Source organism: Spartinivicinus marinus (assembly GCF_026309355.1).
Lineage (GTDB): Bacteria > Pseudomonadota > Gammaproteobacteria > Pseudomonadales > Zooshikellaceae > Spartinivicinus > Spartinivicinus marinus.
The window spans coordinates 1,548,975-1,572,291 of sequence record NZ_JAPJZK010000001.1; the positions used below are offsets into that span (position 1 = coordinate 1,548,975).

23 protein-coding genes are annotated in these 23,317 nt (G+C 43.2%); 13 read left to right on the forward strand and 10 right to left on the reverse strand.

The features are described 5' to 3' along the window. Positions 1 to 53: 53 nt before the first annotated feature. From radA to OQE68_RS07150, 5 genes are all read left to right on the forward strand, one after another. Entirely contained in the window at positions 54 to 1,424 is a 1,371-nt protein-coding gene (radA, locus tag OQE68_RS07130; protein ID WP_180569910.1) for a DNA repair protein RadA, read from the forward strand. A gap of 2 nt (positions 1,425 to 1,426) precedes the next feature. Further along, complete coding sequence (gene thiD, locus OQE68_RS07135) at positions 1,427 to 2,227, forward strand: bifunctional hydroxymethylpyrimidine kinase/phosphomethylpyrimidine kinase (RefSeq protein ID WP_180569911.1); 801 nt, start codon at positions 1,427 to 1,429, stop codon at positions 2,225 to 2,227. A gap of 5 nt (positions 2,228 to 2,232) precedes the next feature. Beyond that, entirely contained in the window at positions 2,233 to 2,877 is a 645-nt protein-coding gene (thiE, locus tag OQE68_RS07140; RefSeq protein ID WP_180569912.1) for a thiamine phosphate synthase, read from the forward strand. Between the two features lie 44 nt (positions 2,878 to 2,921). Next, the gene (gene hemL / locus OQE68_RS07145; protein ID WP_180569913.1) at positions 2,922 to 4,205 is read left to right on the forward strand and encodes a glutamate-1-semialdehyde 2,1-aminomutase; all 1,284 of its coding nucleotides are present in this window, start codon (positions 2,922 to 2,924) and stop codon (positions 4,203 to 4,205) included. Positions 4,206 to 4,502: 297 nt separating this feature from the next. Next, positions 4,503 to 5,051: a tetratricopeptide repeat protein gene (locus OQE68_RS07150; protein WP_180569914.1), complete on the forward strand. Its 549-nt coding sequence runs from the start codon at positions 4,503 to 4,505 to the stop codon at positions 5,049 to 5,051. A 66-nt stretch (positions 5,052 to 5,117) separates the two neighbouring features. Here the strand turns inward: OQE68_RS07150 and OQE68_RS07155 are convergent, their stop codons facing one another. Further along, entirely contained in the window at positions 5,118 to 5,366 is a 249-nt protein-coding gene (locus tag OQE68_RS07155) for a hypothetical protein (RefSeq protein WP_180569915.1), read from the reverse strand. A gap of 164 nt (positions 5,367 to 5,530) precedes the next feature. Then, the gene (locus OQE68_RS07160) at positions 5,531 to 5,854 is read right to left on the reverse strand and encodes a DUF1820 family protein (RefSeq protein WP_219340124.1); all 324 of its coding nucleotides are present in this window, start codon (positions 5,852 to 5,854) and stop codon (positions 5,531 to 5,533) included. A 346-nt stretch (positions 5,855 to 6,200) separates the two neighbouring features. Between OQE68_RS07160 and miaB the strand changes: the two genes are divergently transcribed. The 5 genes from miaB (at position 6,201) to lnt (ending at position 11,808) form a co-directional block, all read left to right on the forward strand. Continuing rightward, on the forward strand, positions 6,201 to 7,559 hold the full coding sequence (gene miaB / locus OQE68_RS07165) for a tRNA (N6-isopentenyl adenosine(37)-C2)-methylthiotransferase MiaB (protein WP_180569916.1): 1,359 nt from the start codon (positions 6,201 to 6,203) through the stop codon (positions 7,557 to 7,559). Positions 7,560 to 7,775: 216 nt separating this feature from the next. Next, a complete protein-coding gene (locus OQE68_RS07170; RefSeq protein ID WP_180569917.1) occupies positions 7,776 to 8,789 on the forward strand; it encodes a PhoH family protein in 1,014 nt (337 codons plus the stop codon). After that, positions 8,786 to 9,250, forward strand: a complete 465-nt coding sequence (ybeY, locus tag OQE68_RS07175; RefSeq protein ID WP_180569918.1) for an rRNA maturation RNase YbeY — start codon at positions 8,786 to 8,788, stop codon at positions 9,248 to 9,250. The genes OQE68_RS07170 and ybeY overlap by 4 nt, the downstream gene beginning before the upstream one ends. A gap of 13 nt (positions 9,251 to 9,263) precedes the next feature. Next, positions 9,264 to 10,100: a CorC family transporter gene (locus OQE68_RS07180; RefSeq protein WP_180569919.1), complete on the forward strand. Its 837-nt coding sequence runs from the start codon at positions 9,264 to 9,266 to the stop codon at positions 10,098 to 10,100. A 127-nt stretch (positions 10,101 to 10,227) separates the two neighbouring features. Further along, positions 10,228 to 11,808, forward strand: a complete 1,581-nt coding sequence (gene lnt / locus OQE68_RS07185; protein ID WP_180569920.1) for an apolipoprotein N-acyltransferase — start codon at positions 10,228 to 10,230, stop codon at positions 11,806 to 11,808. On the opposite strand, the gene OQE68_RS07190 is transcribed toward lnt, so the two are convergent. Together OQE68_RS07190 and OQE68_RS07195 are read right to left on the reverse strand one after the other, a co-directional pair. Then, entirely contained in the window at positions 11,805 to 12,548 is a 744-nt protein-coding gene (locus OQE68_RS07190; RefSeq protein ID WP_180569921.1) for a YdcF family protein, read from the reverse strand. The two genes, lnt and OQE68_RS07190, sit on opposite strands and share 4 nt — an antisense overlap. A gap of 154 nt (positions 12,549 to 12,702) precedes the next feature. Continuing rightward, positions 12,703 to 13,011, reverse strand: coding sequence for a hypothetical protein (locus OQE68_RS07195; RefSeq protein ID WP_180569922.1), 309 nt, complete (start codon positions 13,009 to 13,011; stop codon positions 12,703 to 12,705). A 274-nt stretch (positions 13,012 to 13,285) separates the two neighbouring features. Here OQE68_RS07195 and leuS point away from each other — a divergent pair, with 274 nt between their 5' ends. The 3 genes from leuS to holA are packed head-to-tail and all read left to right on the forward strand — an operon-like array spanning position 13,286 to position 17,545. Further along, entirely contained in the window at positions 13,286 to 15,889 is a 2,604-nt protein-coding gene (gene leuS / locus OQE68_RS07200; protein ID WP_180569923.1) for a leucine--tRNA ligase, read from the forward strand. Positions 15,890 to 15,916: 27 nt separating this feature from the next. Then, on the forward strand, positions 15,917 to 16,492 hold the full coding sequence (locus tag OQE68_RS07205) for an LPS-assembly lipoprotein LptE (protein ID WP_180569924.1): 576 nt from the start codon (positions 15,917 to 15,919) through the stop codon (positions 16,490 to 16,492). Positions 16,493 to 16,537: 45 nt separating this feature from the next. Further along, positions 16,538 to 17,545, forward strand: a complete 1,008-nt coding sequence (holA, locus tag OQE68_RS07210; protein ID WP_180569925.1) for a DNA polymerase III subunit delta — start codon at positions 16,538 to 16,540, stop codon at positions 17,543 to 17,545. A 78-nt stretch (positions 17,546 to 17,623) separates the two neighbouring features. Here holA and lipA read toward each other — a convergent pair whose 3' ends face one another. The 6 genes from lipA to mltB form a co-directional block, all read right to left on the reverse strand. After that, positions 17,624 to 18,616 carry a lipoyl synthase gene (gene lipA / locus OQE68_RS07215; protein ID WP_219340125.1) on the reverse strand — a complete coding sequence of 331 codons (993 nt, stop codon included), beginning with the start codon at positions 18,614 to 18,616 and terminating at the stop codon, positions 17,624 to 17,626. Positions 18,617 to 18,619: 3 nt separating this feature from the next. Next, positions 18,620 to 19,309 (reverse strand): lipoyl(octanoyl) transferase LipB, encoded by a 690-nt coding sequence (lipB, locus tag OQE68_RS07220; RefSeq protein WP_180569926.1) that lies wholly within the window; start codon positions 19,307 to 19,309, stop codon positions 18,620 to 18,622. Positions 19,310 to 19,322: 13 nt separating this feature from the next. After that, positions 19,323 to 19,601 carry an HP0495 family protein gene (locus OQE68_RS07225; RefSeq protein ID WP_180569927.1) on the reverse strand — a complete coding sequence of 93 codons (279 nt, stop codon included), beginning with the start codon at positions 19,599 to 19,601 and terminating at the stop codon, positions 19,323 to 19,325. Positions 19,602 to 19,942: 341 nt separating this feature from the next. Beyond that, positions 19,943 to 21,109, reverse strand: a complete 1,167-nt coding sequence (locus tag OQE68_RS07230) for a D-alanyl-D-alanine carboxypeptidase family protein (protein WP_266195560.1) — start codon at positions 21,107 to 21,109, stop codon at positions 19,943 to 19,945. Between the two features lie 180 nt (positions 21,110 to 21,289). Continuing rightward, positions 21,290 to 22,117 carry a septal ring lytic transglycosylase RlpA family protein gene (locus OQE68_RS07235; RefSeq protein ID WP_180569929.1) on the reverse strand — a complete coding sequence of 276 codons (828 nt, stop codon included), beginning with the start codon at positions 22,115 to 22,117 and terminating at the stop codon, positions 21,290 to 21,292. A 63-nt stretch (positions 22,118 to 22,180) separates the two neighbouring features. Further along, positions 22,181 to 23,203, reverse strand: a complete 1,023-nt coding sequence (mltB, locus tag OQE68_RS07240) for a lytic murein transglycosylase B (protein ID WP_219340126.1) — start codon at positions 23,201 to 23,203, stop codon at positions 22,181 to 22,183. Positions 23,204 to 23,317 lie beyond the last annotated feature (114 nt).

A 23,317-nucleotide genomic window follows, 5' to 3' on the forward strand; every position in this document is an offset into this window, starting at 1 on the left:
AGCTAACCCTGCCAGCTAAAATGTTCACTTCTTGATAGCAGGGTTTAATGACAATGGCTAAAAAAGCCAAAACAGCTTTTGTATGCACAGAATGTGGCAGTGAGTCTTCCAAGTGGCAAGGGCAATGCCCTGACTGCAAAGCATGGAATACTTTTACTGAAATTAAGTTAGGGGCCTCTCCAGCCAGTCGCGCAGCTTCTGCAAATTTTAGCGGATTTGCTGGTAGTCGTACTGACATAACCCTACTTCAAGATGTCGATGTTTCCGAAGCCCCTCGTTTTAGCAGTGGAATCAGTGAACTTGATCGGGTTTTAGGTGGTGGCTTTGTGCCTGGTAGCGCTGTGCTCATTGGAGGCCACCCAGGCGCAGGAAAAAGCACGATTTTATTACAAACGCTCTGTCATATAGCCCAAAACCAGCCTGCTTTATATGTATCTGGCGAAGAATCCCTGCAACAAATTGCAGCCCGTGCCGAGCGTTTAGATTTACCCAAACATCAATTAAAAATGCTCGCAGAAACCTCCGTTGACCAAATTGTTGAAGTGGCTAAACAGGAAAAGCCCAGCATTATTGTGATTGACTCGATCCAAGTAATGTTTCTTGAAGGGGTTGATTCTGCACCTGGTGGTATTTCCCAAGTTAGAGAAAGTGCTTCATTTTTAACTCGCTTTGCTAAGCAAACCAATACCGTCTTATTGATTGTGGGGCATGTGACCAAAGATAACTCTTTGGCGGGACCAATGACTCTCTCCCATATTATCGATACCCAACTGATGCTGAGTAATACTGACGACTCTCGTTTTCGAATTTTACGCGCCACTAAAAACCGATTCGGTCAGGTTAATGAGCTAGGTATTTTCGCCATGACCGAGAAAGGGATGCGAGAAATTAAAAACCCTTCGGCTATATTTTTATCTCGCTCAGAGCAGCCTGCCCCTGGCTCCATTATTAATGTTTTATGGGAAGGCACCCGACCACTCTTAGTAGAAATTCAAGCTTTAGTGGTTGACTCTCAACTCGGCAACCCAAGGCGGGTAACCGTTGGTTTGGACCAAAACCGGATTGCCATGTTATTAGCGGTACTGACTCGTCATGGGGGCATTTTCACCAGCGACCAGGACGTGTTTGTCAACGTAGTGGGTGGTGTGCGTGTGACTGAAACCAGTGCCGATTTAGCGTCTATTTTAGCCATGGTTTCCAGCTTAAAAGACCAGATAATTCCTCACAATGTAGTGGCGTTTGGTGAAGTTGGTTTATCCGGGGAAATTCGCCCTGTTTCCAGTGGCCAAGAGCGGATTTATGAAGCAGCGAAACATGGTTTTAAAAAAGCCATTGTACCTGCAGCCAATGCTCCCAAAGGGGCTGTTGCCGATATGCAAGTTATTGGTGTAAAAACCTTAGCAGAAGCACTGGATGCACTGTAAAAATGGCTGAAAAAACTGACAAATCATCAAAACCACCTGTTATTGTTTGTTTTTCTGGCCTAGACCCAACTGGCGGTGCAGGTATTCAAGCCGATATTGAAGCCATTAAAGCCAATGATGGTCACTGCGCATCATTAATTACCAGCCTAACAGTACAAAATACTCATAATGTAAAACGGCTAGAGCCAGTTAATACCCAATTACTGGCAGAACAAACAGATGTTTTACTCAGCGATATTCAGCCTAATGGTTTTAAATTAGGTGTGCTTGGCAGCTCTGAAAATGCAGCGCTAGTTGCTGACACTATAAAACAATTTCCACACTGCCCTGTAGTATTAGACCCAGTACTTGCAGCCGGCGGAGGAACAGCTCTTGCGACTATTCAACTAATTGAGGTCATTAAACATCAGTTGTTACCGTTAACCACTATTTGCACCCCAAACACTATTGAGCTACAGCAATTAACCTCAAAGCAGTCAATAAACCAAGCAGCCCAATTATTGCTTGAGCAGGGTACTAAAGCGGTACTAGCGACAGGCGGCCATCTTTTAGACTCAGCCAACACTATACAACACCAACTGTTTACCAGTAATCAACCAGCACAGACTTTATTTTCTCCACGATTGCCGGGGGAGTTTCACGGCTCTGGCTGTACGCTCGCTTCAGCATTAGCAACTCAGCTTGCCTTACAAAAGCCGATTAATTCAGCCTGCCAGCAAGCACTGGATTTTACGTACCAAAGCTTGCTAAATGCTGTGCAAATCGGCAGTGGTCAATTAATTCCTACTCGACGCTCCTATTAAAAATTATGACGACTCAGCTTCACGGCCTGTATGGTATTACCGACAGCCAACTGCTTCCTGACACAAATGCATTAATCAGTGCTGTTGAAGCTGCCCTCAAAGGGGGCATGAGAATTTTACAATATCGAGATAAATCTCAAAATAAAATAAAAAGATTCAATCAAGCCAGTCAGCTAAAAGCACTATGTCAGCAGTATAATGCTTGTTTGATTATTAATGATGATATTCACCTGGCTGCAGAGGTAAAGGCAGATGGCGTTCATTTAGGCCAGCAGGATCAAGCCATTACTCAAGCGAGAGAAGTCCTGGGGAAAAATGCCATCATTGGTGTGACCTGCCATGATAGTTACCCATTAGCAGAAGCAGCCTATCAACAAGGTGCAGACTATATTGCTCTTGGTCGCTTTTTTCCTTCCGCTACCAAACCTAATGCGCCACCAGCAAGCTTATGCATAATTCAGCAAGTCTCAGCTAATATTCCTTTACCTATAGTAGCCATTGGCGGAATAACGCTGGATAATGCTTCAATGGTTATCAATGCTGGTGCTCATCTGATGGCGGTTATTCATGGTTTATTTGCCAGCGATAATATTCAAGGCACTGCCCAGCAATTTACTCAGTTATTTTCAGGAGCAAGCTGTATCTCTTAATCAACTGAAGACTACTACGCCTGTTTTACATAGGAATAAGCCTAATGTCCAAGTCAGAACACCTTTTTCAGCAAGCCCAACAACATATTCCTGGCGGGGTTAATTCCCCAGTAAGAGCCTTTAAAGGGGTAGGTGGTACACCGATATTTTTTAAATCAGCACAAGGTCCTTACCTTTATGATGAAGATGACAAACAATATATCGACTATATCGGCTCATGGGGGCCAATGATTTTAGGCCATAATCATCCAGCCGTGATGGAGGCTATTCAACAGCAAATTAAGCAGGGCTTAAGCTTTGGCGCTCCTACTGCCCTGGAAGTCACGATGGCCGATAAGGTTTGTGAAATGGTCCCTAGTATGGACAAAGTACGGATGGTCAATTCCGGTACCGAAGCCACTATGAGCGCTATTCGCCTGGCAAGGGGTTATACCAGCCGGGATAAAATTGTTAAATTTGAAGGCTGCTACCATGGCCATGCAGACTCATTATTAGTCAAGGCGGGCTCTGGGGCATTAACATTGGGAGTGCCTACTTCTCCTGGTGTGCCTGCTGACTTAGCTAACCATACGATTACTCTATCTTTTAATGACTTAAACGAAGTTGAAGCAACCTTTAAAGAATTAGGTGAACAAATCGCCTGTATTATTGTAGAGCCAGTAGCAGGCAACATGAACTGCATTCCTCCAGCACCAGGTTTTTTAGAAGGCTTACGCAGTATTTGTGATCAATATGGAAGCATACTCATTTTTGACGAAGTCATGACAGGCTTTCGGGTAGCCAAAGGCGGGGCTCAAGCTTATTACCAAGTGACTCCAGATTTAACCACTTTAGGCAAAATTATCGGCGGAGGCATGCCCGTTGGAGCCTTTGGCGGCAATCAAAAAATCATGTCGCACTTAGCACCCGAAGGACCGGTTTATCAGGCAGGCACTTTATCAGGTAACCCAGTTGCCATGGCGGCGGGCTTAGCTACTTTACAACAGCTGGATCAACCCGATTTTTATGAAAAATTAACAGCTACAACCAGCAAGCTTACAGCCGGTTTAGCTACGCTCGCCAGTCAACAAGCTATTCCTTTTACCACCCAGCAAATAGGCGGCATGTTTGGCCTGTTTTTTACTGAAGACTCGCAAATCACTAGTTTTCAGCAAGCCAATAATTGCGACCTTGAGCGGTTTAAACGCTTTTTCCACGCGATGCTTGAGCAAGGAGTCTATTTAGCACCCTCTGCTTTTGAAGCTGGGTTTGTTTCAATTACTCATACTGATGAAATAATTGAAAAAACCTTGATCGCAGCCAAAGCCGCTTTTGCAAAACTGTTATAGAAATACCAGTTCACACCTATAATTTCTTTGCGATAAACCCTGCGCGCTTATTTTCGACAACTAGCAGACACTAGTCTGCTAGCTTGTTAAACTAGCAAAGCCATTATCGTCTGATAAATTTACTTTAGGGCGCCTCTAATAATTGTTTAAAAAGTGAAAAAGGCCAGCTTCGTGAACTGCTTTTGCCAGCAATTTCGCATTGACTCCTCCTTATTACCAGGAGTGTATAATCAAGCTATTCGTCATTTGAGGCCTTTGCTATCCCTGCTCTTTTCACTCATTTGCTGCCAACTTTTTTTGGTTACAAATATTGGTGTTGCTCATGCAGAGCACAACTCAAGTCAAATAGGCATACCAGAGAAATATGGTTTTAATCAGTTATTAATTCCCGCTTCAGAGCGCTGTCATATAAACCCAGAAACAGAAAATCTGCCTGCTGCAGTCGTTGCTTGCGAATTAGCAGCCAGTAATGGTGATCCAGAAGCTCAGTATTTATTAGGCCACTTGTATTACCAAGGGGTTGTAGTGGATTTAGATCTTGAACAAGCTAAATACTGGTTTGAGCTGTCATCACTGCAAGGACACAGCAAAGCTCAATACCAACTTGCCTTTATGTATTATCGAGGAATCGGTATAAATCAAGACTATACCCAGGCTTATATCATGATGAAAATGGCAGCAGTAAATGGCTATAACGAAGCAATCAATGTCAGTGATGAAATCAATAGCAAGCTCTCTCAGGAGCAACGCGCTCTGGCTTTTTATACCCTAAGCCGCATTTTTCAGATGTATGCAAGCCAGCTGGAAACAGAAGAGAGTATACCTGCAAACTCTCCGCTCCAATAAATCAATAAACAACTCCAAAGAAAGCCCTAATCTTGTAAGCAACCTTTTTTGAAACTTAAGCCAGCTTTACTTTTCGATCAGTTGTTTCAGTAATTGTTTACGCGTTTTAACCATAGTACGAAAGGTTCTAATCATTGACTCTCGGCAGCAACTATCAGCTGTCACAATCTGCTCAATGCGTTGCTCCAGGTCAAATATTTCTTGTTTTAGCTTTTCCGTCAGTTGCTGTACTTGATGCTTTCGCTCATCACTGGCTTTGAAGGTATAAACTTGATCTTGAAATACTTTCTCAAAATCGAACGACACACACACCATTGCTTGCTTCCCTGCTACAAAGTGACTGTATTATTTTTTGTACACGCACATATATAATTGTGCACATAATTTAAGTCACCTGACTAAAGACATTAGCTCCTTCTAATGTGAGACGCCTGCTTTATTTAGTCAGCTACAAGCGACACCAGCAAACAGTAATAAGGCTAATCCTTTTTACCTGGCACTGGGGGTAGTGGAAATTGGGCAATTTTCTCACCTTTCGCTTCACTAATTTTACTTACCCCTTCTTTAGCTACTTCATCAATTCTGATAACAGAGGTCATTGGAATATAGCTTCGTTTAACCCCATCAAATTCTGTCTTGAGCTTTTCTTCGCTTGGATCAACCACCACTTGGGATCTTTCGCCAAAAACAAATTCCTCTACTTCAATAAAGCCGTAAAGCTCACTTTGAAAGATTTGCCTTGCATAAACCTCATAGACATGACCTTGGTTAAAGAAAATAACCTTAAAAATCGTATTCATCATATTGATTATCATCTGCCTTGAAGGTGAGACTACAGGCCTATCGCAGACCCTGTTTTTTGGTGGAGCAAGAATAGCAGAAACTCAGGGCTCATTACATTCTCTTAGTTTTGCCATCCTAGCTAACTAAGCCCCAGTACCGGCTTTCATAAAAAAGAAAAGCCCTAGCAAGCTCGCTATTATCTATAGTATGGCCTGTTGGCATCAGGATTTTAACAAATATTATCCACAGCTATAGGCAATAAGTACTCAGGCAGATATAATGCCCGGTCCGTAATTTTCAACCCTATTGCAATGCTTACTTAACAGCACTGCAAGCTAATATGTGAAGTTTATTAGGTGTCAATCGATGGCCAAAAAGCTTTTTATTAAAACCCATGGTTGCCAGATGAATGAATATGATTCATCTCGCATGGCTGACTTATTGGGTGAAAGCCATGCGCTGGAGTTGACTGAAAACCCCGAAGAAGCTGACGTGCTTCTGTTAAATACTTGCTCAATTAGGGAAAAAGCCCAAGAGAAAGTATTTCACCAACTAGGCCGCTGGCGAGCTTTAAAAGAAAAAAATCCTGACTTAGTCATTGGGGTCGGTGGCTGTGTTGCCAGCCAGGAAGGAAGCGCTATTCAAGATCGCGCACCCTATGTGGATGTCATCTTTGGCCCTCAAACCCTGCACCGGCTGCCAGAAATGATTGAGACCAGCCAAGTACAGCATGTACCGGTTGTTGATGTCACCTTTCCTGAAATTGAAAAGTTTGATCGCCTGCCTGATCCAAGTGTTGAAGGTGCTTCTGCTTTTGTTTCAATCATGGAAGGCTGCAGTAAATACTGCACTTTCTGTGTTGTGCCTTATACCCGCGGAGAAGAAGTCAGTAGACCATTTAATGATGTAATGGCTGAGTGCGTCCATTTGGCTGAGCAAGGAGTTAGAGAAGTTAACCTGCTAGGTCAAAATGTAAATGCGTATCAGGGGCTAAAAGATGATGGTGATACAGCTGATTTAGCAGAGCTGATTACCTATGTCGCTGCAATTGACGGTATTGATCGGATTCGCTTTACCACATCACATCCAGTGGAATTCTCTGACAGCCTAATCAATGTATATGCTGATGTACCCGAATTAGTAAGCCACCTACATTTGCCCGTACAAAGTGGCTCGGATCGCATCCTTGCTGCTATGAAGCGTGGACACACAGTATTGGAGTATAAATCTAAACTACGTCGCCTGATAAAAATTCGCCCAGACATCAGCTTATCTTCTGACTTTATTATTGGCTTCCCCGGCGAGACAGAAAAAGACTTTGAAGCCACCATGAATCTGATTCAAGAGATTGGCTTTGATACTTCATTCAGCTTTATTTATAGCGCCAGACCAGGGACACCAGCTGCAGACCTAGTAGACGACACCCCTGAAGCAGCAAAAAAACAACGCCTGCAAATTTTGCAGCAGCGCATCAACCAAAATGCTCAAGCGATTAGCCGCCGAATGGTAGGCAGTCAGCAGCGAATTCTGGTAACTGGCTATTCAAAGAAAGATCCAGGCCAGCTTCAAGGCCGCACCGACAATAACCGAGTAGTCAACTTTCAGGCCACTGATCCTCAGTTGATTGGAAAGTTTGTTGATGTAATTATTACCGAAGCGCTTCCCAATTCGTTAAGAGGCGATATGGTAGGCTCTGAGCTGGATGACAGCGCAACCGTAAATTAGTGGTGAATTGATTGCTTCCTACTCTTAGAGGGTATCGCTTAACAATGACCCTCTAAGGGAAAACACAGTACTTCCAAATTATAAAAGGCAACCACAATAACAACCTTAGCGCTCCATATAATCCGGAGTCAGTCATTGCCTTATCCAATCAACTACCACTAAGCTAACAGTATCAAGGCTGAAAAAGAGGTTAAGCCCCCGAGGCTGAAAGACATTTTGAGCGAACCAACAGAACTTGTTAAGTTTTCACTTGAATCCCACGATTCTAAAAGCTTTGCCAATTTATGCGGACAATTTGATGAACATCTAAAACAAATAGAGCAACGTCTAAACATTCGCATTCGCAACCGCGGTAATCAATTCGAAGTAGAAGGCGAGCACAACTGTATTCTTGCTGCCGAAGAAATCCTTAAACGACTCTACCGAGAGAGCTGTAATGGCACAGAGCTCAGTCCTGATATTGTGCATCTTTACCTCCAAGAGTCAGGTGTAGAAGCTCTTTATGAAGGCAACGACTCTGAGCATCAGCAGCAAGTTGTGATTAAAACTCGCAAAGCACTGATTAAACCAAGAGGCCCCAACCAGCAAACATACGTTAAAACCATCCAAAATAATGATATCAATTTTGGCATTGGCCCTGCTGGTACTGGCAAAACTTACTTAGCTGTCGCCTGCGCTGTTGCAGCTTTAGAGCAAGAAACGGTAAGACGCATCCTACTAGTGAGACCTGCTGTAGAAGCTGGTGAAAAGCTAGGGTTCTTACCCGGTGATCTAAGCCAGAAAATCGACCCTTACTTACGCCCACTTTATGATGCTTTATATGAGATGATGGGTTTTGAACAAGTAGAAAAGCTGATTGAGAAAAATGTTATTGAGGTGGCCCCTCTCGCCTACATGCGAGGAAGAACACTCAATAATTCATTTATTATTCTTGATGAAAGCCAAAACACGACTGTCGAACAAATGAAAATGTTCTTAACTCGGATTGGCTTTGGCTCAACTGCCGTCATTACTGGTGATACCACTCAAGTCGACCTACCCAAAGGCACTAAATCTGGGCTGAAGCACTCTATAGAGGTACTTAATGAAGTCAAAGGTATCGGTCTGACTTACTTCAAACCTAAAGATGTTGTCAGGCATCCCCTTGTTCAACGCATCGTGGAAGCTTATGAACGACATGACAACCAAAAACATAAGCGACAGAAGACTGAAGAAGTAAATAAGTCATGAGTGTTTCTGTCGATATTCAAATAGCCTCAGAGTGTCAAGGCATCCCTCCCACAGAGCAATTTTCTCAGTGGGCGGCAGCTGCAGTTTATGGCCATAAAACGATTGCTGAACTTAGTATTCGAGTGATTGATGAAACAGAGAGCGCAGCGTTGAATTTTGCTTACCGTCAAAAGCAAGGCCCTACTAATGTGTTATCTTTTCCAGCGGAGCTGCCTGAGGCTGTTGAGTTACCATTACTAGGTGATTTAGCTATCTGCGCACCTGTTGTACTTCGTGAAGCAGCTGAGCAAAATAAGTCATTAGAAGCCCATTGGGCTCATATGGTGATACATGGTACCTTGCATCTTTTAGGGTTTGACCATATTAATGATAAAGATGCCGAAATCATGGAATCCCTTGAGACCAAGATTTTAATGGAATTAGATTACCCCAATCCCTACCAACCTAGTGAGTCCTTATAGAGTAAATGGAGTCATGAGCGACGATCGATCGAGTTCAGGTCATCACCAAAAAACCTGGTTAGACAAAATTACCCAAGCCTTTTCAGGCGACCCTCGCAACCGCACAGAGCTGCTGGAACAATTACGAGAAGCAGAAACCAACGAAGTGCTTGATGCGGAGTCTCTTAGCATCATCGAAGGCGCCTTTCAGGTCTCTGAAATGCAAGTAAGAGAAATCATGATCCCTCGAGCCCAAATGGTGTGTGTTAGTGTAGATCAATCTCCCCAGCAATTTCTCCCCAAAGTCATCAGCAGCGCCCACTCCCGCTATCCAGTTATTGGCGAGAGCAAAGATGATGTGTTGGGCATTTTACTGGCAAAAGACCTTTTGCCTCTTGCTTTAGCTCCTGATAAACACTTCGATATCAAGAGCCTACTCCGCCCAGCGGCGGTTGTACCCGAAAGTAAGCGCCTAAACGTATTACTTAATGAGTTCCGCTCCACTCGCAACCATATGGCAATAGTGGTAGACGAATATGGCGGTACTGCTGGCTTGGTCACCATTGAAGATGTGTTAGAGCAGATTGTAGGTGATATTGAAGATGAGCATGATGTCGAGGAAGACACTAATATAAAGCCCATGCAAGATGGTCACTTTATTGTTAAAGCGCTTACTCCAATTGATGACTTTAATGAACACTTTCACTCTTCATTCAGTGACAAAGAGTTCGACACTATTGGTGGTATCGTAATGCATAACTTTGGTCATATGCCAAAGCGTAGCGAAACGGTTAATATAGAAGGCTTCCAGTTCCAAGTTCTCCATGCAGATAGTCGCCGAATTCGGCTATTGAGAGTAACTCCTGCTTAGCCTTAATTTTTTGTGAGTGGCTTTGTAAGACCAGCTTAGAAATTCTAAGCTGGTCTGAATGATATTGACGCATACACCTCTCACTGATAACAATACCTGCCTCACTCAGCAAAGCCCCAAATAGCTAATGAACAAATCCACTCCCTGGCCAGGCCATATTCTTACACTCATTGCAGGAGCCATTTATCCACTTGGCTTTAGCCCTTTTAACTGGTGGCTAATCACATTACTGTCACTAACACTACTCATTCCACTATTACGCCAACCGACAGCTAAAGCTACCGCTCTTCGAGGTTGGCTATTTGGCTTGGGAATGTATGGTACAGGTGTATCCTGGGTGTATGTCAGTATTAATCAGTTTGGCAATGCCCACCCCATTCTGGCCGGATTTCTGACCTTATTATTTGTGGCCTTTATTGCTGCGTTATTTGCAATACCTCAAGCACTTTTATACCGCTTTCTGAGCCGAAACTTCGTTGCAAATGCTGTTGTTACTGGGCTGGCTTTTACTGCTAGTTGGTTACTCGTTGAGTGGACAAAAACCTGGCTGCTAACTGGCTTCCCTTGGCTCTTAGCAGGCTACAGTTTAACTGATACCCTTGTAAGAGGCCTAGCCCCTATATTTGGCGTGCTATCCCTCAGCTTAGCTTTATTATCAGGCGCCTGGCTGATATGGCAGCTATGGTTCACTGCCAGTGAAAAGCTAAAAGCAAGCCAACAAGTCAGCTGGTCGTTAAACTTAACTCCACTTATTTTAACTATGGGCTTGTGGGGGAGTGGCTGGCTAGCCCAAAATACCAACTGGACATCTCCTAAGTCACAACCACCACTCCAAGTGGCAGCAGTACAAGCCAACATCCCTCAAACGCTCAAATGGAATCCTAACTATGTAAAAACCACCATTGAGCGCTATTTAACACTGAGCGAAAAACACTGGAATGTTGATTTATTGGTCTGGTCTGAAAATGCTATACCTGTTTTATACCCACGGGCACAGCGCTTATTAGAAAGCCTCACCCGCCAAACTAAAGAGACCAACACAACTCTCATAACAGGCATTCCATTTATCGAAAACACTCCAACTAACCACCGTTATTTCAACGGCATTTTAGCCATCAGCGACCAAGAAACACGATACCATAAACAAAAACTGGTCCCCTTTGGTGAATACGTGCCATTAGAATCCTGGCTACGCGGCTTAATTTCTTTTTTTGACTTACCTATGTCCAGCTTTTCCAAAGGTAAAGACAGCCAACCACCATTACAAGGTATTAACAATACAACGATTGCCCCCTTTATTTGCTATGAGGTCGTTTACCCTGACTTTGTCGCTAAAAATGCCACAACAGATGTATTAATCACTATTAGTAATGACACCTGGTTTGGTGACTCAATCGGCCCCCATCAACATTTCCAAATGGCCAGGATGAGAGCGCTAGAGACTCAACGTTATTTAATTCGTGCCACTAATGATGGTATTACCGCTATCATCAACCCTGCTGGCAAAACTGTTAAACAACTCCCGCAATTTGACCAGGGCGTATTGACAGGAGAAGTTAAAGCAATGGCAGGAAAAACACCGTTCATGCAGTGGCAAAGTTGGCCAATTATCATTTTGACATTAGTGATGATGGCTGGGCTACTAGCTTTCCGACAGATTACCCTTCATGAAGTGTATACCAAGCAGAAAGTTAATCATGCCAGCTAAAAATAAACCAGCCTATACCACAGTATTCCTATATATTCATGCAGCGCATAGGTTGATTTACTTAGCGCACTAGCACTAGGTATAAAGCTCAAAGCAACCGGCAAACTATCACTGGTAAAACGGGTAGGCGCTGGAATTACCGTAAAGCCTGCTTTTTCAAAACAGGCTTTTGCCCGTTTCATATGCCAAGCATGAGTTACTAATAAAATCGTGGATACTTGGTTACCAAACTCTCGCCCGGAATTAATGGCATTTTCCCAGGTATTGCGGCTGCCTCCTTCTTGCCAGCGGGTAATAATGTGAAAATACTCCAAAAAATAGCGGCCCATAATGCTGGCCTCGCTTTCCATTTCAGGATCAAAAACAGCCCCACCCGCCGCCGCCAGCGGTAACTGAAGCTGCTTAACTAAATGTGCAGCATACAACATCCTTTCAAGCCCTAACGCTGACGGCGCATCTTCCCCCGAAAACTCGGCTGCCTGGGAATGTCGTCCAGCACCAAGCACTACAACAGCCTCTGCATGAAGCTGGCTATTATCACTGATATCTAATGGTTGAAAACCAGATTCAAGATGTTGCAGCAACTTATTGGCTACAAACGGGGTCGCCAGACAATAGGTAAGCAAAAATGTAACAATTAATAAAAACAAAGCCATCGTACGTCGCTTAAACCACAATATCCCTACGAACAACAACAAGACTAAATTGATGCCAGGAGGTAGCACCAATAACTTAATCATGGTGTGTAACATTTAATATTAGATCCAAAAAGTCGTCTTATTGGGAAAATATACCTAGCCTGAATACCCAAAATATAATAAAGCACTCGGGTAAATCTTTTACTTACTGTTTATACAGTGTAAAAGCTAGCAGTATAAAAAATAAATATTATTTTTACTTTAAAAAACGACAGATCAAGCTGGCATCTTTACGAAAATAAGCACTGACAATTTCCAGCTCATTATGAGACAGGTCAGGTATCTCCACCACATCGGAAGGCTTTTGGTCAGGTTTATCAACCGCTTGCCATTGTCGCGTCTGATAACCTTGCAGGGTTTTTTCTAAAGAGTCAATTAGGTGATCATAGGTTGTTTGTTTGGTTTCAGGAGTTTGTTCACTACTAGCAGGCACCACTGACTGTAACTGTTGTGGTTCATTGTGCGGGTATAAAACTCCGTTATCCCAAACCAAATGTAGTTTCATTATCCATCCCAGCTCATCATGAGCATTTACTCTATATAACCCTATTTACCGCGGGTTACAAAAACTAAGCGATAAAACTCTCTTTAGTGGCTACCACAAGAAACAACACACTAACGAAAATTTGGTTGCTATCATCCTCTTTTTCACAATTTGCTTAATATAAGGTTAGACTATGAATCAGCACTACCCGTTATCTTCTGTCTAATGTATCCTACGCTGTTTAGACTTTATCACTATTTGTTAGCAACCTTTTAGAGAAATCCCGATCATCGCAATGGAAGAACAGTATCAACCCCAGCGTGTTGAAGCCAACGCACAGGCGTACTGGAATGACAATCGTTCATTCGAAGTCACCGAAGATTCCAGCAAAGAAAAATTTTACTGCCTCTCCATGTTTCCCTATCCCAGTGGACGGCTACATATGGGACATGTTCGTAACTACACCATTGGTGATGTGATCAGCCGATTTCAACGGATGCAGGGTAAAAATGTACTGCAACCGATGGGCTGGGACGCATTTGGCCTACCAGCGGAAAATGCAGCAATTCAACATAAAGTCGCCCCCGCCAAATGGACGGAAGAAAATATTGCCTACATGCGAGATCAGCTAAAAAGCTTAGGTTTTGGTTACGATTGGTCTCGTGAATTAGCTACTTGCCAACCAGACTACTACAAATGGGAACAATGGTTTTTTACCCGCCTTTTTGAAAAAGGGTTGGTGTACAAAAAAATGGCTACCGTCAACTGGGACCCTGTAGATCAAACTGTGCTGGCCAATGAGCAGGTTATTGATGGTCGTGGCTGGCGCTCAGGTGCTTTAATTGAGCGAAAAGAAATTCCCCAATGGTTTGTCAAAATCACTGATTATGCGGATGAATTATTGGCCGATTTAGAGCAACTACCTGACTGGCCAGAGCAAGTCAAAACCATGCAGAAAAACTGGATTGGCCGCTCTGAAGGAGTAGAAATGCAGTTTCAACTGGCAGCCCCAGTTGCAGATGCCCCAGCCGATTTTTCAATTTATACCACTCGCCCTGACACCGTGATGGGTGTTACCTATGTAGGCCTTGCAGCAGAACACCCCATCGCTTTAGCGGCAGCAAAAAATAATCCTGAATTGGCCAGTTTCATTCAAAAGTGTAAACAAAACACAGTGGCCGAAGCTGATATGGCCACTATAGAGAAAAAAGGGATAGATACAGGCTTAACCGCTATTCACCCTATTACTGGCGAACCGGTTGCCGTTTGGGTAGCCAACTTCGTCTTGATGGACTACGGCTCAGGTGCAGTAATGGCTGTGCCAGGCCACGACCAGCGAGACTGGGAGTTTGCCACTAAATATGGCTTAACCATTAAGCAAGTCATTAAGCCCGAAACTGACGATTCTGAGTGTGACCTGAGCAAAGCCGCCTTTACTGAGAAGGGGGTTTTAATCAACTCAGATCAATTTGATGGCCTGAATTTCGAGCAGGCATTTGAAGCCATTGCCAACTTTCTAATTGAAGCAGGCAAAGGCAGCAAGCAGGTTAATTACCGCCTAAGAGACTGGGGTGTTTCTCGTCAACGCTACTGGGGTACACCTATCCCTATGGTTCACCGCAACAATGGCGAAGCTGTCCCAGTCCCTCTAGAGCAACTACCCGTCGAATTGCCTACTGATGTCACCTTAGATGGCGTGCAGTCACCTATTAAAAGTAATCCTGAGTGGGCTAAAACCACTGACCCAGCAACAGGTGAAGCTGCTACTCGTGAAACCGATACCTTTGATACCTTTATGGAGTCATCCTGGTATTACGCCCGCTACTGTAGTGCCAAATTTAACGATGGCATGCTAGACAAAGACAAGGCCAACCATTGGCTGCCTGTCGACCAGTATATTGGAGGTGTTGAGCACGCAGTTCTGCACTTATTATATGCACGCTTTTTCCACAAACTGCTGCGTGATGAGGGCTTAGTTAGCAGTGATGAGCCATTCAAGCGTCTGTTGTGCCAAGGCATGGTACTGGCTGAAACCTATTACCGTGATGACAAAGGCGGCAAAATCTGGATTTCACCACAAGATGTTGAAGTTGAACTTGATGACAAAGGGCGTCTGATTAAAGCAACGCATAAGGTCGATGGCCAGCCAGTTCATTATGACGGTATGAGCAAAATGTCGAAGTCAAAAAATAATGGCATCGACCCACAGGTAATTATCAGCAAGTTTGGTGCTGATACTGTCCGCTTGTTTACTATGTTTGCTGCTCCACCTGAGCAATCATTAGAATGGTCAGATGCTGGTGTAGAAGGGGCTCACCGTTTTCTAAAACGTGCCTGGAAACAGGTTTATGAACATGCAAGCCGAGGCCCAGCTGACAAGGTAAATCCTGCTGAGCTAAGTGACTCGCAAAAAGATTTACGCCGGAAAACCCATGAAACCATACGCGATATTACCAATGACTTTGCTAACCGATTAACTTTCAATACCGCTATTGCCAGGGTCATGGAGCTGGTTAATGCATTAGCAAAATTTGAGGATAGTTCCCCTCAAGGTCGTGCAGTTGCCCAAGAAGCCCTTGAAACCATGGTATTAACCTTAGCGCCAATTACACCTCATATTGCGCACAATTTATGGCAAACACTAGGCCATCAAGGAGCAGTAGTTGATGCCACTTGGCCTTCAGTTGATGAAAGTGCATTAACTCGTACCACTCTACAGTACGTAGTTCAAGTCAATGGTAAAGTCAGAGCCAAAATTGAGGTTGCTGCTGATGCTGATAAATCCAGTGTTGAGCAAACGGCCTTAACAAGTGAAAACGTGCAAAAATTTATTACGGATAAAACTGTACGCAAAGTGATTGTTGTTCCAAACAAACTGGTCAATATTGTGGTCGGCTAAGCCGACCTGTTTATTTAGGAGTAAGCTATGCGGATTACCCTGAACAACCTGTTAGGGAAAGCATTAATAACAGTGATGGCAGCCACTTTAATGACGGGCTGCGGCTTTCAACTACGAGGCTTAGTTGAAGTAGCACCACTACTATCCACCTTAAAAGTAACTACCCCTGATAATTACAGTCAGTTTAGTCGCAAGCTCGTCCATAGCCTGGAAGCTAATAATATCAGCGTGTCTGACCAAGCGCCTTATACACTTAAAGTGCTTAGCAATGAGCAAGAAAGAAAAGTAGCCAGTTTTTCTGGAAATGCTCAAGCCGCAGAATACCGGGTAAGATTAACCAATAAATACCAACTGGAAAATCGCTCTGGACTGGTAATTATTGGCCCATTCAAAGCACAAGCAGAGCGAGTATTTCTTCATGAGCCTAATAATGCAGCTGCTTCAGCAAGTGAAGAACGACTTATTACAGAAGAATTGGATAAAGATATTATCCGTCAAATTCAGCTACGCTTAGCCGCACTTAGCAACACTGATATAGAAAATGCAGAAGCAGAAGCCGAGGCAAAAAAACTAGCAGAAGAGAAAAAAAAGCAGCCTTTATAAATTAACCTTTTTGGCCTGGTAATATATCAGGCCTACAGTCCCGCCATGAAAATTCGTATTGATCAATTACCCTCCCATTTAAAACCCCTTAAACCTATTTACTTAATAGCCAGCGACGAGCCTTTACAGCAAATAGAAGCCGTTGACCAGGTTCGTGCAGCTGCCCGCAATCAGGGCTTTACTGAGAGAGAATTATTTCATGCTGAAACTAGCTTTGACTGGGACCTGCTACTTGAGTCAGCCAATGCGCTATCATTATTTGCTGATCGAAAACTGATAGAGTTGAGAATCCCTAATGGAAAACCTGGTGAAAAAGGCAATAAAGCACTTGAAGCCTACTGTCAGAACCCCTCCCCTGACAATATTTTATTAGTTATCACTCCAAAACTAGATGGCGCTATTCAACGCAGTAAATGGTTTAAAAAGCTCGACCAACTAGGTATTTTCTTACCTATTTGGCCAGTTGAGCCCAGTCGTTTACCAAACTGGCTGAAGCAGCGATTTCAACAAGCAGGCCTCTCAGCCTCCCCAGAAGCGATTGAGCTACTGACAGATCGTATTGAAGGAAACTTACTAGCTGCTTCCCAGGAAATAGAGAAGCTTAAGCTGCTGGCTATTGATGGTAAAGTCACAGCGACTCATATTACTGACTCTGTTTCAGATAGCGCACGTTATGATGTATTTGGGCTGGTTGATGCAGCATTACAGGGTGATATAAGGCACTGCCTAAGAATTATTTCAGGGTTGAAAGCTGAAGCCTCAGAAACCACGCTTATTTTATGGGCTCTCACTAGAGAGGTTCGCAACCTATCAGAGTTTAGTTACTTAGTACATCAAGGAAACTCAGTTGACCAAGTTTGTAAACAATTAAAAATTTGGCCAAAACGCAAGCCTCTCATTCAACAAGCTGCTCGACGCCATAGAGAAAAAGACTTCCGGTCAATGCTGCAACATGCGGCTGAGATTGATACGGCAATTAAAGGGCTAATCAAAGAAAATGTCTGGGATGAATTAACTCAACTGACGTTAAAGCTGGCAGGTGCTCAGATATAAAAAGATCACAAAGTTAAAAATAAAAAAGCCCTCGAAAACGTTTTATTTTGAGGGCTTTTTTTGTAATTTAAAACGCCCTTAGATAATCATATCCTCTTTGGCTTGCAGGTCAGCATGATAAGAAGAGCGAACTAGAGCACCGCTGGCCACTTTATCAAAGCCTAATGACTTAGCAATTTCTGCCAACTCTGCAAACTCATCTGGATGAACAAAGCGATCCACAGGCAAATGATGACGACTAGGCTGTAAATATTGGCCTAACGTGATCATTTCAATCTTATGCTCACGCATATCATGCATCACTTCAATTACTTCTTCTTTAGTTTCTCCCAACCCCAGCATAATGCCTGATTTGGTTGGCACATGGGGTACCCGCTCTTTGTAGCGCTTTAATAGATCCAGTGACCAGTGATAATCAGAGCCAGGGCGAATTTTCCGATACAGACTTGGTACAGATTCAAGGTTATGGTTAAACACGTCTGGTGGTGTTTCACCTAAAATATCCAAGGCTACTTCCATTCTGCCACGAAAATCTGGTACTAAAACTTCAATTTCCAGCTTCGGGCTTCTTGCTCTGGCTTCACGGATACAATCAGCAAAATGCTGGGCCCCACCATCACGCAGATCATCACGATCTACAGAAGTAATTACCACATACTTTAAACCCAGGTCAGCAATAGCAGCAGCAAGATGAGCAGGTTCACTTGCATCCAGCTGGTTCGGACGGCCATGAGCCACATCACAGAAAGGACAGCGGCGGGTACAAATGTCCCCCATGATCATGAAGGTTGCTGTACCACCACCAAAGCACTCACCTAAGTTTGGGCAAGAAGCTTCTTCACACACCGTATGCAGCTTGTGTTTGCGCAGCAACTTTTTAATACGGTCTACTTCAGGTGAAATTGGCATTCTGACTCGCAGCCAATCTGGCTTACGAGGCATGTTTTCTTTTTCAGTTGGGATTACTTTTACAGGTATACGGGCAACTTTTTCAGCACCACGTAACTTTACTCCACGCTCAACACGTACTGGCTTTTTCTTAGCAGGCGGCATTGGTTGCATATCTGTCATTTGCTAATCCCAATCTGTATTTGTTTCAGTTTGAGCAGTACTACCATGAGTCACCACCCTTGTGTACCCCAGCCGTTGTTGCAGGCCTTGCTGGATAATAGCACTCACCTCACCAAGGGTGAGCTTTGGCCTGGTTAACAACCCTGCCATATCAGCCATTTTCATACCTGCATAACCACAAGGATTAATACGAGCAAATGGCTCTAAATCCATATTCACATTTAAGGCAAAGCCATGATATGAACAGCCTCGTCTTACCCTCAGACCCAGAGAAGCTATTTTCGCACCATTAACATAAACACCAGGTGCATCAGGCTTGGCAGCAGCCTCAAGATTAAACTGAGCCAATGTATCAATTAATGTTTGCTCAATTAGTGTAACTAACTCTCTCACCCCACAGCCCAGCCGTTTTAAGTTCAGTAGTAGATAACCTAGCAACTGGCCTGGACCATGATAAGTCACTTGACCACCACGATCGGCCTGAACAACAGGGATATTTCCTGGCAGTAGCACATGCTCTGTTTTACCAGCCTGACCCTGAGTAAAAACGGGGTCATGCTCTAGCAACCAAACTTCATCAGCTGTTTCAGGCTGCCTACTCTCTGTAAACTGTTTCATCAGTTGAAACACATCAGAGTATGACTGCTGACTGAGATAGCGAAAAATAAGCGGCTGATCTGCTGGTGCTTTCATAAATGCCTCTTGTCTATAGCACCATCGCCACGCGACCACTGGCTTTTAGCTCTTCAAATATAGCTTTTAGCTGGTCTTCCCCAGTCGCAGTAATCGTGACATTAACAGCCTGGTATTTACCCTTGCGACTATCACGAATGGCTGCTTTGCCACTGAAACTAGGGTCATGTTTTTTCATAACATCAATAACAAACTGCTCAAAGTCAGTAGTTGCTACACCCATTACTTTAATTGGGTAATCGCATGGAAACTCTATTTTAGGAGGTGTCTGACTTTTATCTTGTTCAGTCATATATCAACCAGCAATGCTCTCTCGCTATGAGACTGTCGTAAAAGTTAGCGGACAAGGGTTTCTTCAAACTATTGTCCCGCTAAGGCTATTAGTTAGTGCAGATAATCTGCCTATTATACATCCGTCTAGCCAGTCAAGAAATCTTATTAGCCAGCGTTAGTGCTTACTTAAGAAGCTTTTTATTCACAATAATAAACTTTGTTTCCTATTGTAAATTTTTTTACCTAAAGCACAAGCACTCATCACTAAAGCAAAGCAAGAAACTGATTTGAGTTAACTTTAGTATGGCCATATACGAAACAGGCCCTCATTAAGAGGGCCTGGGCAAGGAGGAGGAAGGGCTAATCCGTGAATAGCTGGAAAAAAAACAGTCGTAGTTGATCCCACAGTTTCTTGAAAAAACCAGCCTCTGCTACTGACTCCAAAGCAACTAAAGGCACTTCTCTGATAAGCTGGTCATTTAAAGAAATCTTTACTGCCCCAAGTGGCTGACCTTGTTCAAGTGGTGCTTCAATTACAGCGTTAACTTCCATTTCAGCCTTTAGCGCTTTCGACTCCCCTCTTGGGATTGTCACCACTAAATCTTCAGCAACACCGACTGATACACGATTGGCATCACCTTTCCAGACAGAGACTTTTTCTAGTGAAGCCCCTGCTGACTTAACTTTTACATTTTCAAAAAAGCGGAACCCATACGTCAGCAGCTTTTGACTTTCTGCTGCCCGTGCTTTTGAGCTTTTGGTTCCCATTACCACTGAAATAAGCCGCTGATTTTCTTTTTTAGCCGAAGTAACCAGACAGTAACCAGCCTCTTTGGTATAACCAGTTTTCAGCCCATCAACTGCTGAGTCTCGCCATAATAGTGCATTACGGTTGGCTTGGCGCTTTAAAGGCTTTCCTGTACGTTTATCAACCCCATACTGAAAATACTTTTCAGAATAAACACCATACCGCTCTGGGTAGTCGTAAACAATAGCTTTTGCCAGCTTGGCTAGGTCTCTTGCTGTCGTATAGTGATTCTCTGCTGGCCAGCCAGTTGCATTAACAAAATGGGTATTAGCCATCCCCAGTTTGGCCGCAGTAGCATTCATTACATCCGCAAACGACTCTTCACTACCTGCAATATGCTCTGCCATTGCTACACTGGCATCATTACCAGATACAATAATAATTCCTTTTAGCAGGTTTTCGATTGAGACTTGCTCCCCTACCTCAATAAACATCAAGGAGCCTTTCATCTGCCAAGCTTTTTCACTAACTGTAACAGTTTCATTTAACTGCAAGTTACCTGAAGCAATTTCTGCCTCAGCTATATAAGCTGTCATCATTTTAGTTAAACTGGCAGGTGGTAGCTTTTCATCAGCATTTTCTTCCACCAACACTTCGCCAGTATCTGCATCGATTAACAGATAACTTTTTGCTGCTAGTTTGGGCGGCGAAGGAATTACAGCCAGTGCTTGGTTAGCACCTAGCAAACTAATAAGTAAAACAAAAGAAGTAAGTTTCACTGAAAAAAATTTGAAGTATTTCATAATAAGCGAAAATCAAGCTCGCTGACTTAATGTCCCCAATAAAAACCATTCAGGCCCGTTAATAAGAAATAATGCTTACAATAGCCTAGTTAGAAAGTATGGTAAATTTCTGTTTACTCATCATATCGTCCTTAGTGATAGCATACAAATTAAAATCTATTCGAGCACTACATGCGGGCTTCCCAACTTGGCATTAGCAATCCTTAATCTTAATTGCTCAAGCTGTTCAGCATCTGAGATTGGGCCAATTCGAACTCTATGTAAAGGGTGAGCAGCAGAAGGGGCGTATAATACCGTAACCGGTAGCTTAGTTAAGGTATGCAAACGTTGCTTTAATGCCTGAGCTGACTCTAGCTGACTAAACGCAGCTACCTGCAAATACATCCTTTTATTTTTGGTATAGTCATTCAATAAGCTTTTTGCCGGCGCCGTTTGGGTGGTTTTTTTGGCTTGATACTGTGGTGGAACAATGCCCTCAACTTTAACTCTGGCCGTACCATTCTTTTGGTAGTCCAGCTTCTTGGCAGCAGCATAAGACAAGTCTATCAAGCGATCTTTAACAAAAGGCCCTCTATCATTTACCCTCACAACAACTGATTTACCATTATCCAGGTTAGTTACTTTAGCATAGGAGGGCAGTGGCAACGTACGGTGGGCAGCTGACATACCATACATATTGTATGTCTCACCTAAAGCCGTTTTTTTACCATGGAATTTAGTGCCATACCAAGATGCTACGCCTTCAGCTGTATAACCAGTAGCTGACTTTAACGGGTTATAAGTCACTCCAAGCACTTTATAAGGGCGGCTCTTAGTTTTTCCATAATGTGGGCGAGGTACTGCATCAGGAACCCTCGCAGCATCAAAGTCGCCTTTAGGTGCTCCATCCTTTTCAATAGAAGGATTAAAAGTACAGCCTGCCAGCCATAAGACAAAAATACTCAGTACAGAAAAAAACCAAGAGTTTTTTTTCAAGTTAAACATGCCGCCATTTACCTTGCTTAAAGTCAGTTATCAACAAAAAACCACTACAGTTTTAAGTATAACTCACCCTTTAGAGTTTGATTGATTTAACGCTAATCGCTCAGTTTTAATTGCTTGCCCTAATTGGTAAACAGCCATTGCATATAATGTACTGTGGTTATATCGAGTTATAACATAGAAGTTGGGTAGTGTTACCCAATGCTCTACACCTTGTTTTCCAGTTAACTCTATAGCTCTTGCTTTTGTTTTATCTACAACAGGTGTGGCAAACTCCCAGCCCAGAGACTTAATCTGACTTATTGTTTTTTGTGGCTCTAGTTTTGGTTGTAATGCTTGCCGGTAGCTTTTCCCTGATACTTTTGCCGTTGCCAGTACAGGTTTACCTGTTTCCCAGCCATGAGATTTAAAGTAATTAGCTACACTACCAATCGCGTCTGTAGAGTTTTTCCAAATATCAACTTTCTTATCATTGTTAAAATCAATTGCAAACTTTCTAAAACTGCTGGGAATAAATTGCGGATAACCCATGGCTCCAGCATAAGAACCTTTGAGTGCTAAAGGATCTATGCCTTGTTCACGACTCATCAGTAAAAAATTTACAAGCTCCTTGCGAAAAAACGGCCCTCGCTTCGGGTGCTCAAAACCCAGTGTTGATAATGCATCCATTACCCTGAAACGGCCTGACTGACGACCATAAAAAGTTTCTACGCCAATAATCGCTACAATAATCTCTGCTGGAATACCATATTGTTGCTCAGCTCTAGTTAGTGCCTGCTGGTTCTTTTGCCAGAACTCCACACCACCTTTAATTCGTTTATTGGTTAAAAAGATTTCTCGATACTCACCCCAGGTTTTGGTTTTTTCTGCTGGGCGACTCATTGCATCGAGTATTGACTGCTTTCTTTCAACCTTGGCAAACAAGGTTTCCAGTGTGTTTCGGCTGAACTGGTGTTTAGCTTCCATTTCAGCAACAAAGTGTTCAACCACTTGCTTATCAAAAGCAGTGGATGTTGTCTGCTTAGCCATTGCCCCTAATGATAAAAGGGGAAGAGTAACCATTAAAATTGCTTTTTTTACCAAAACCATACCACTCAACTCAATCAATCTTGTAAGAACTAAGCTGATAGCTCAACTGAAAAATACTGTTTCTTATGACAGCAAAAACAACAAAAAGCTCAGCTGGTTTATTTTTTAAACAAC

Bases quoted from the DNA above. Each gene is read 5' to 3' on its own strand.
- radA (WP_180569910.1), top strand. From the start codon at position 54: ATGGCTAAAAAAGCCAAAACAGCTTTTGTATGCACAGAATGTGGCAGT.
- thiD (WP_180569911.1), top strand. From the start codon at position 1,427: ATGGCTGAAAAAACTGACAAATCATCAAAACCACCTGTTATTGTTTGT.
- thiE (WP_180569912.1), top strand. From the start codon at position 2,233: ATGACGACTCAGCTTCACGGCCTGTATGGTATTACCGACAGCCAACTG.
- hemL (WP_180569913.1), top strand. From the start codon at position 2,922: ATGTCCAAGTCAGAACACCTTTTTCAGCAAGCCCAACAACATATTCCT.
- OQE68_RS07155 (WP_180569915.1), bottom strand. From the start codon at position 5,366: ATGGTGTGTGTGTCGTTCGATTTTGAGAAAGTATTTCAAGATCAAGTT.
- OQE68_RS07160 (WP_219340124.1), bottom strand. From the start codon at position 5,854: ATGATGAATACGATTTTTAAGGTTATTTTCTTTAACCAAGGTCATGTC.
- miaB (WP_180569916.1), top strand. From the start codon at position 6,201: ATGGCCAAAAAGCTTTTTATTAAAACCCATGGTTGCCAGATGAATGAA.
- ybeY (WP_180569918.1), top strand. From the start codon at position 8,786: ATGAGTGTTTCTGTCGATATTCAAATAGCCTCAGAGTGTCAAGGCATC.
- OQE68_RS07180 (WP_180569919.1), top strand. From the start codon at position 9,264: ATGAGCGACGATCGATCGAGTTCAGGTCATCACCAAAAAACCTGGTTA.
- lnt (WP_180569920.1), top strand. From the start codon at position 10,228: ATGAACAAATCCACTCCCTGGCCAGGCCATATTCTTACACTCATTGCA.
- OQE68_RS07190 (WP_180569921.1), bottom strand. From the start codon at position 12,548: ATGATTAAGTTATTGGTGCTACCTCCTGGCATCAATTTAGTCTTGTTG.
- OQE68_RS07195 (WP_180569922.1), bottom strand. From the start codon at position 13,011: ATGAAACTACATTTGGTTTGGGATAACGGAGTTTTATACCCGCACAAT.
- leuS (WP_180569923.1), top strand. From the start codon at position 13,286: ATGGAAGAACAGTATCAACCCCAGCGTGTTGAAGCCAACGCACAGGCG.
- OQE68_RS07205 (WP_180569924.1), top strand. From the start codon at position 15,917: ATGCGGATTACCCTGAACAACCTGTTAGGGAAAGCATTAATAACAGTG.
- holA (WP_180569925.1), top strand. From the start codon at position 16,538: ATGAAAATTCGTATTGATCAATTACCCTCCCATTTAAAACCCCTTAAA.
- lipA (WP_219340125.1), bottom strand. From the start codon at position 18,616: ATGACAGATATGCAACCAATGCCGCCTGCTAAGAAAAAGCCAGTACGT.
- lipB (WP_180569926.1), bottom strand. From the start codon at position 19,309: ATGAAAGCACCAGCAGATCAGCCGCTTATTTTTCGCTATCTCAGTCAG.
- OQE68_RS07225 (WP_180569927.1), bottom strand. From the start codon at position 19,601: ATGACTGAACAAGATAAAAGTCAGACACCTCCTAAAATAGAGTTTCCA.
- OQE68_RS07235 (WP_180569929.1), bottom strand. From the start codon at position 22,117: ATGTTTAACTTGAAAAAAAACTCTTGGTTTTTTTCTGTACTGAGTATT.
- mltB (WP_219340126.1), bottom strand. From the start codon at position 23,203: ATGGTTTTGGTAAAAAAAGCAATTTTAATGGTTACTCTTCCCCTTTTA.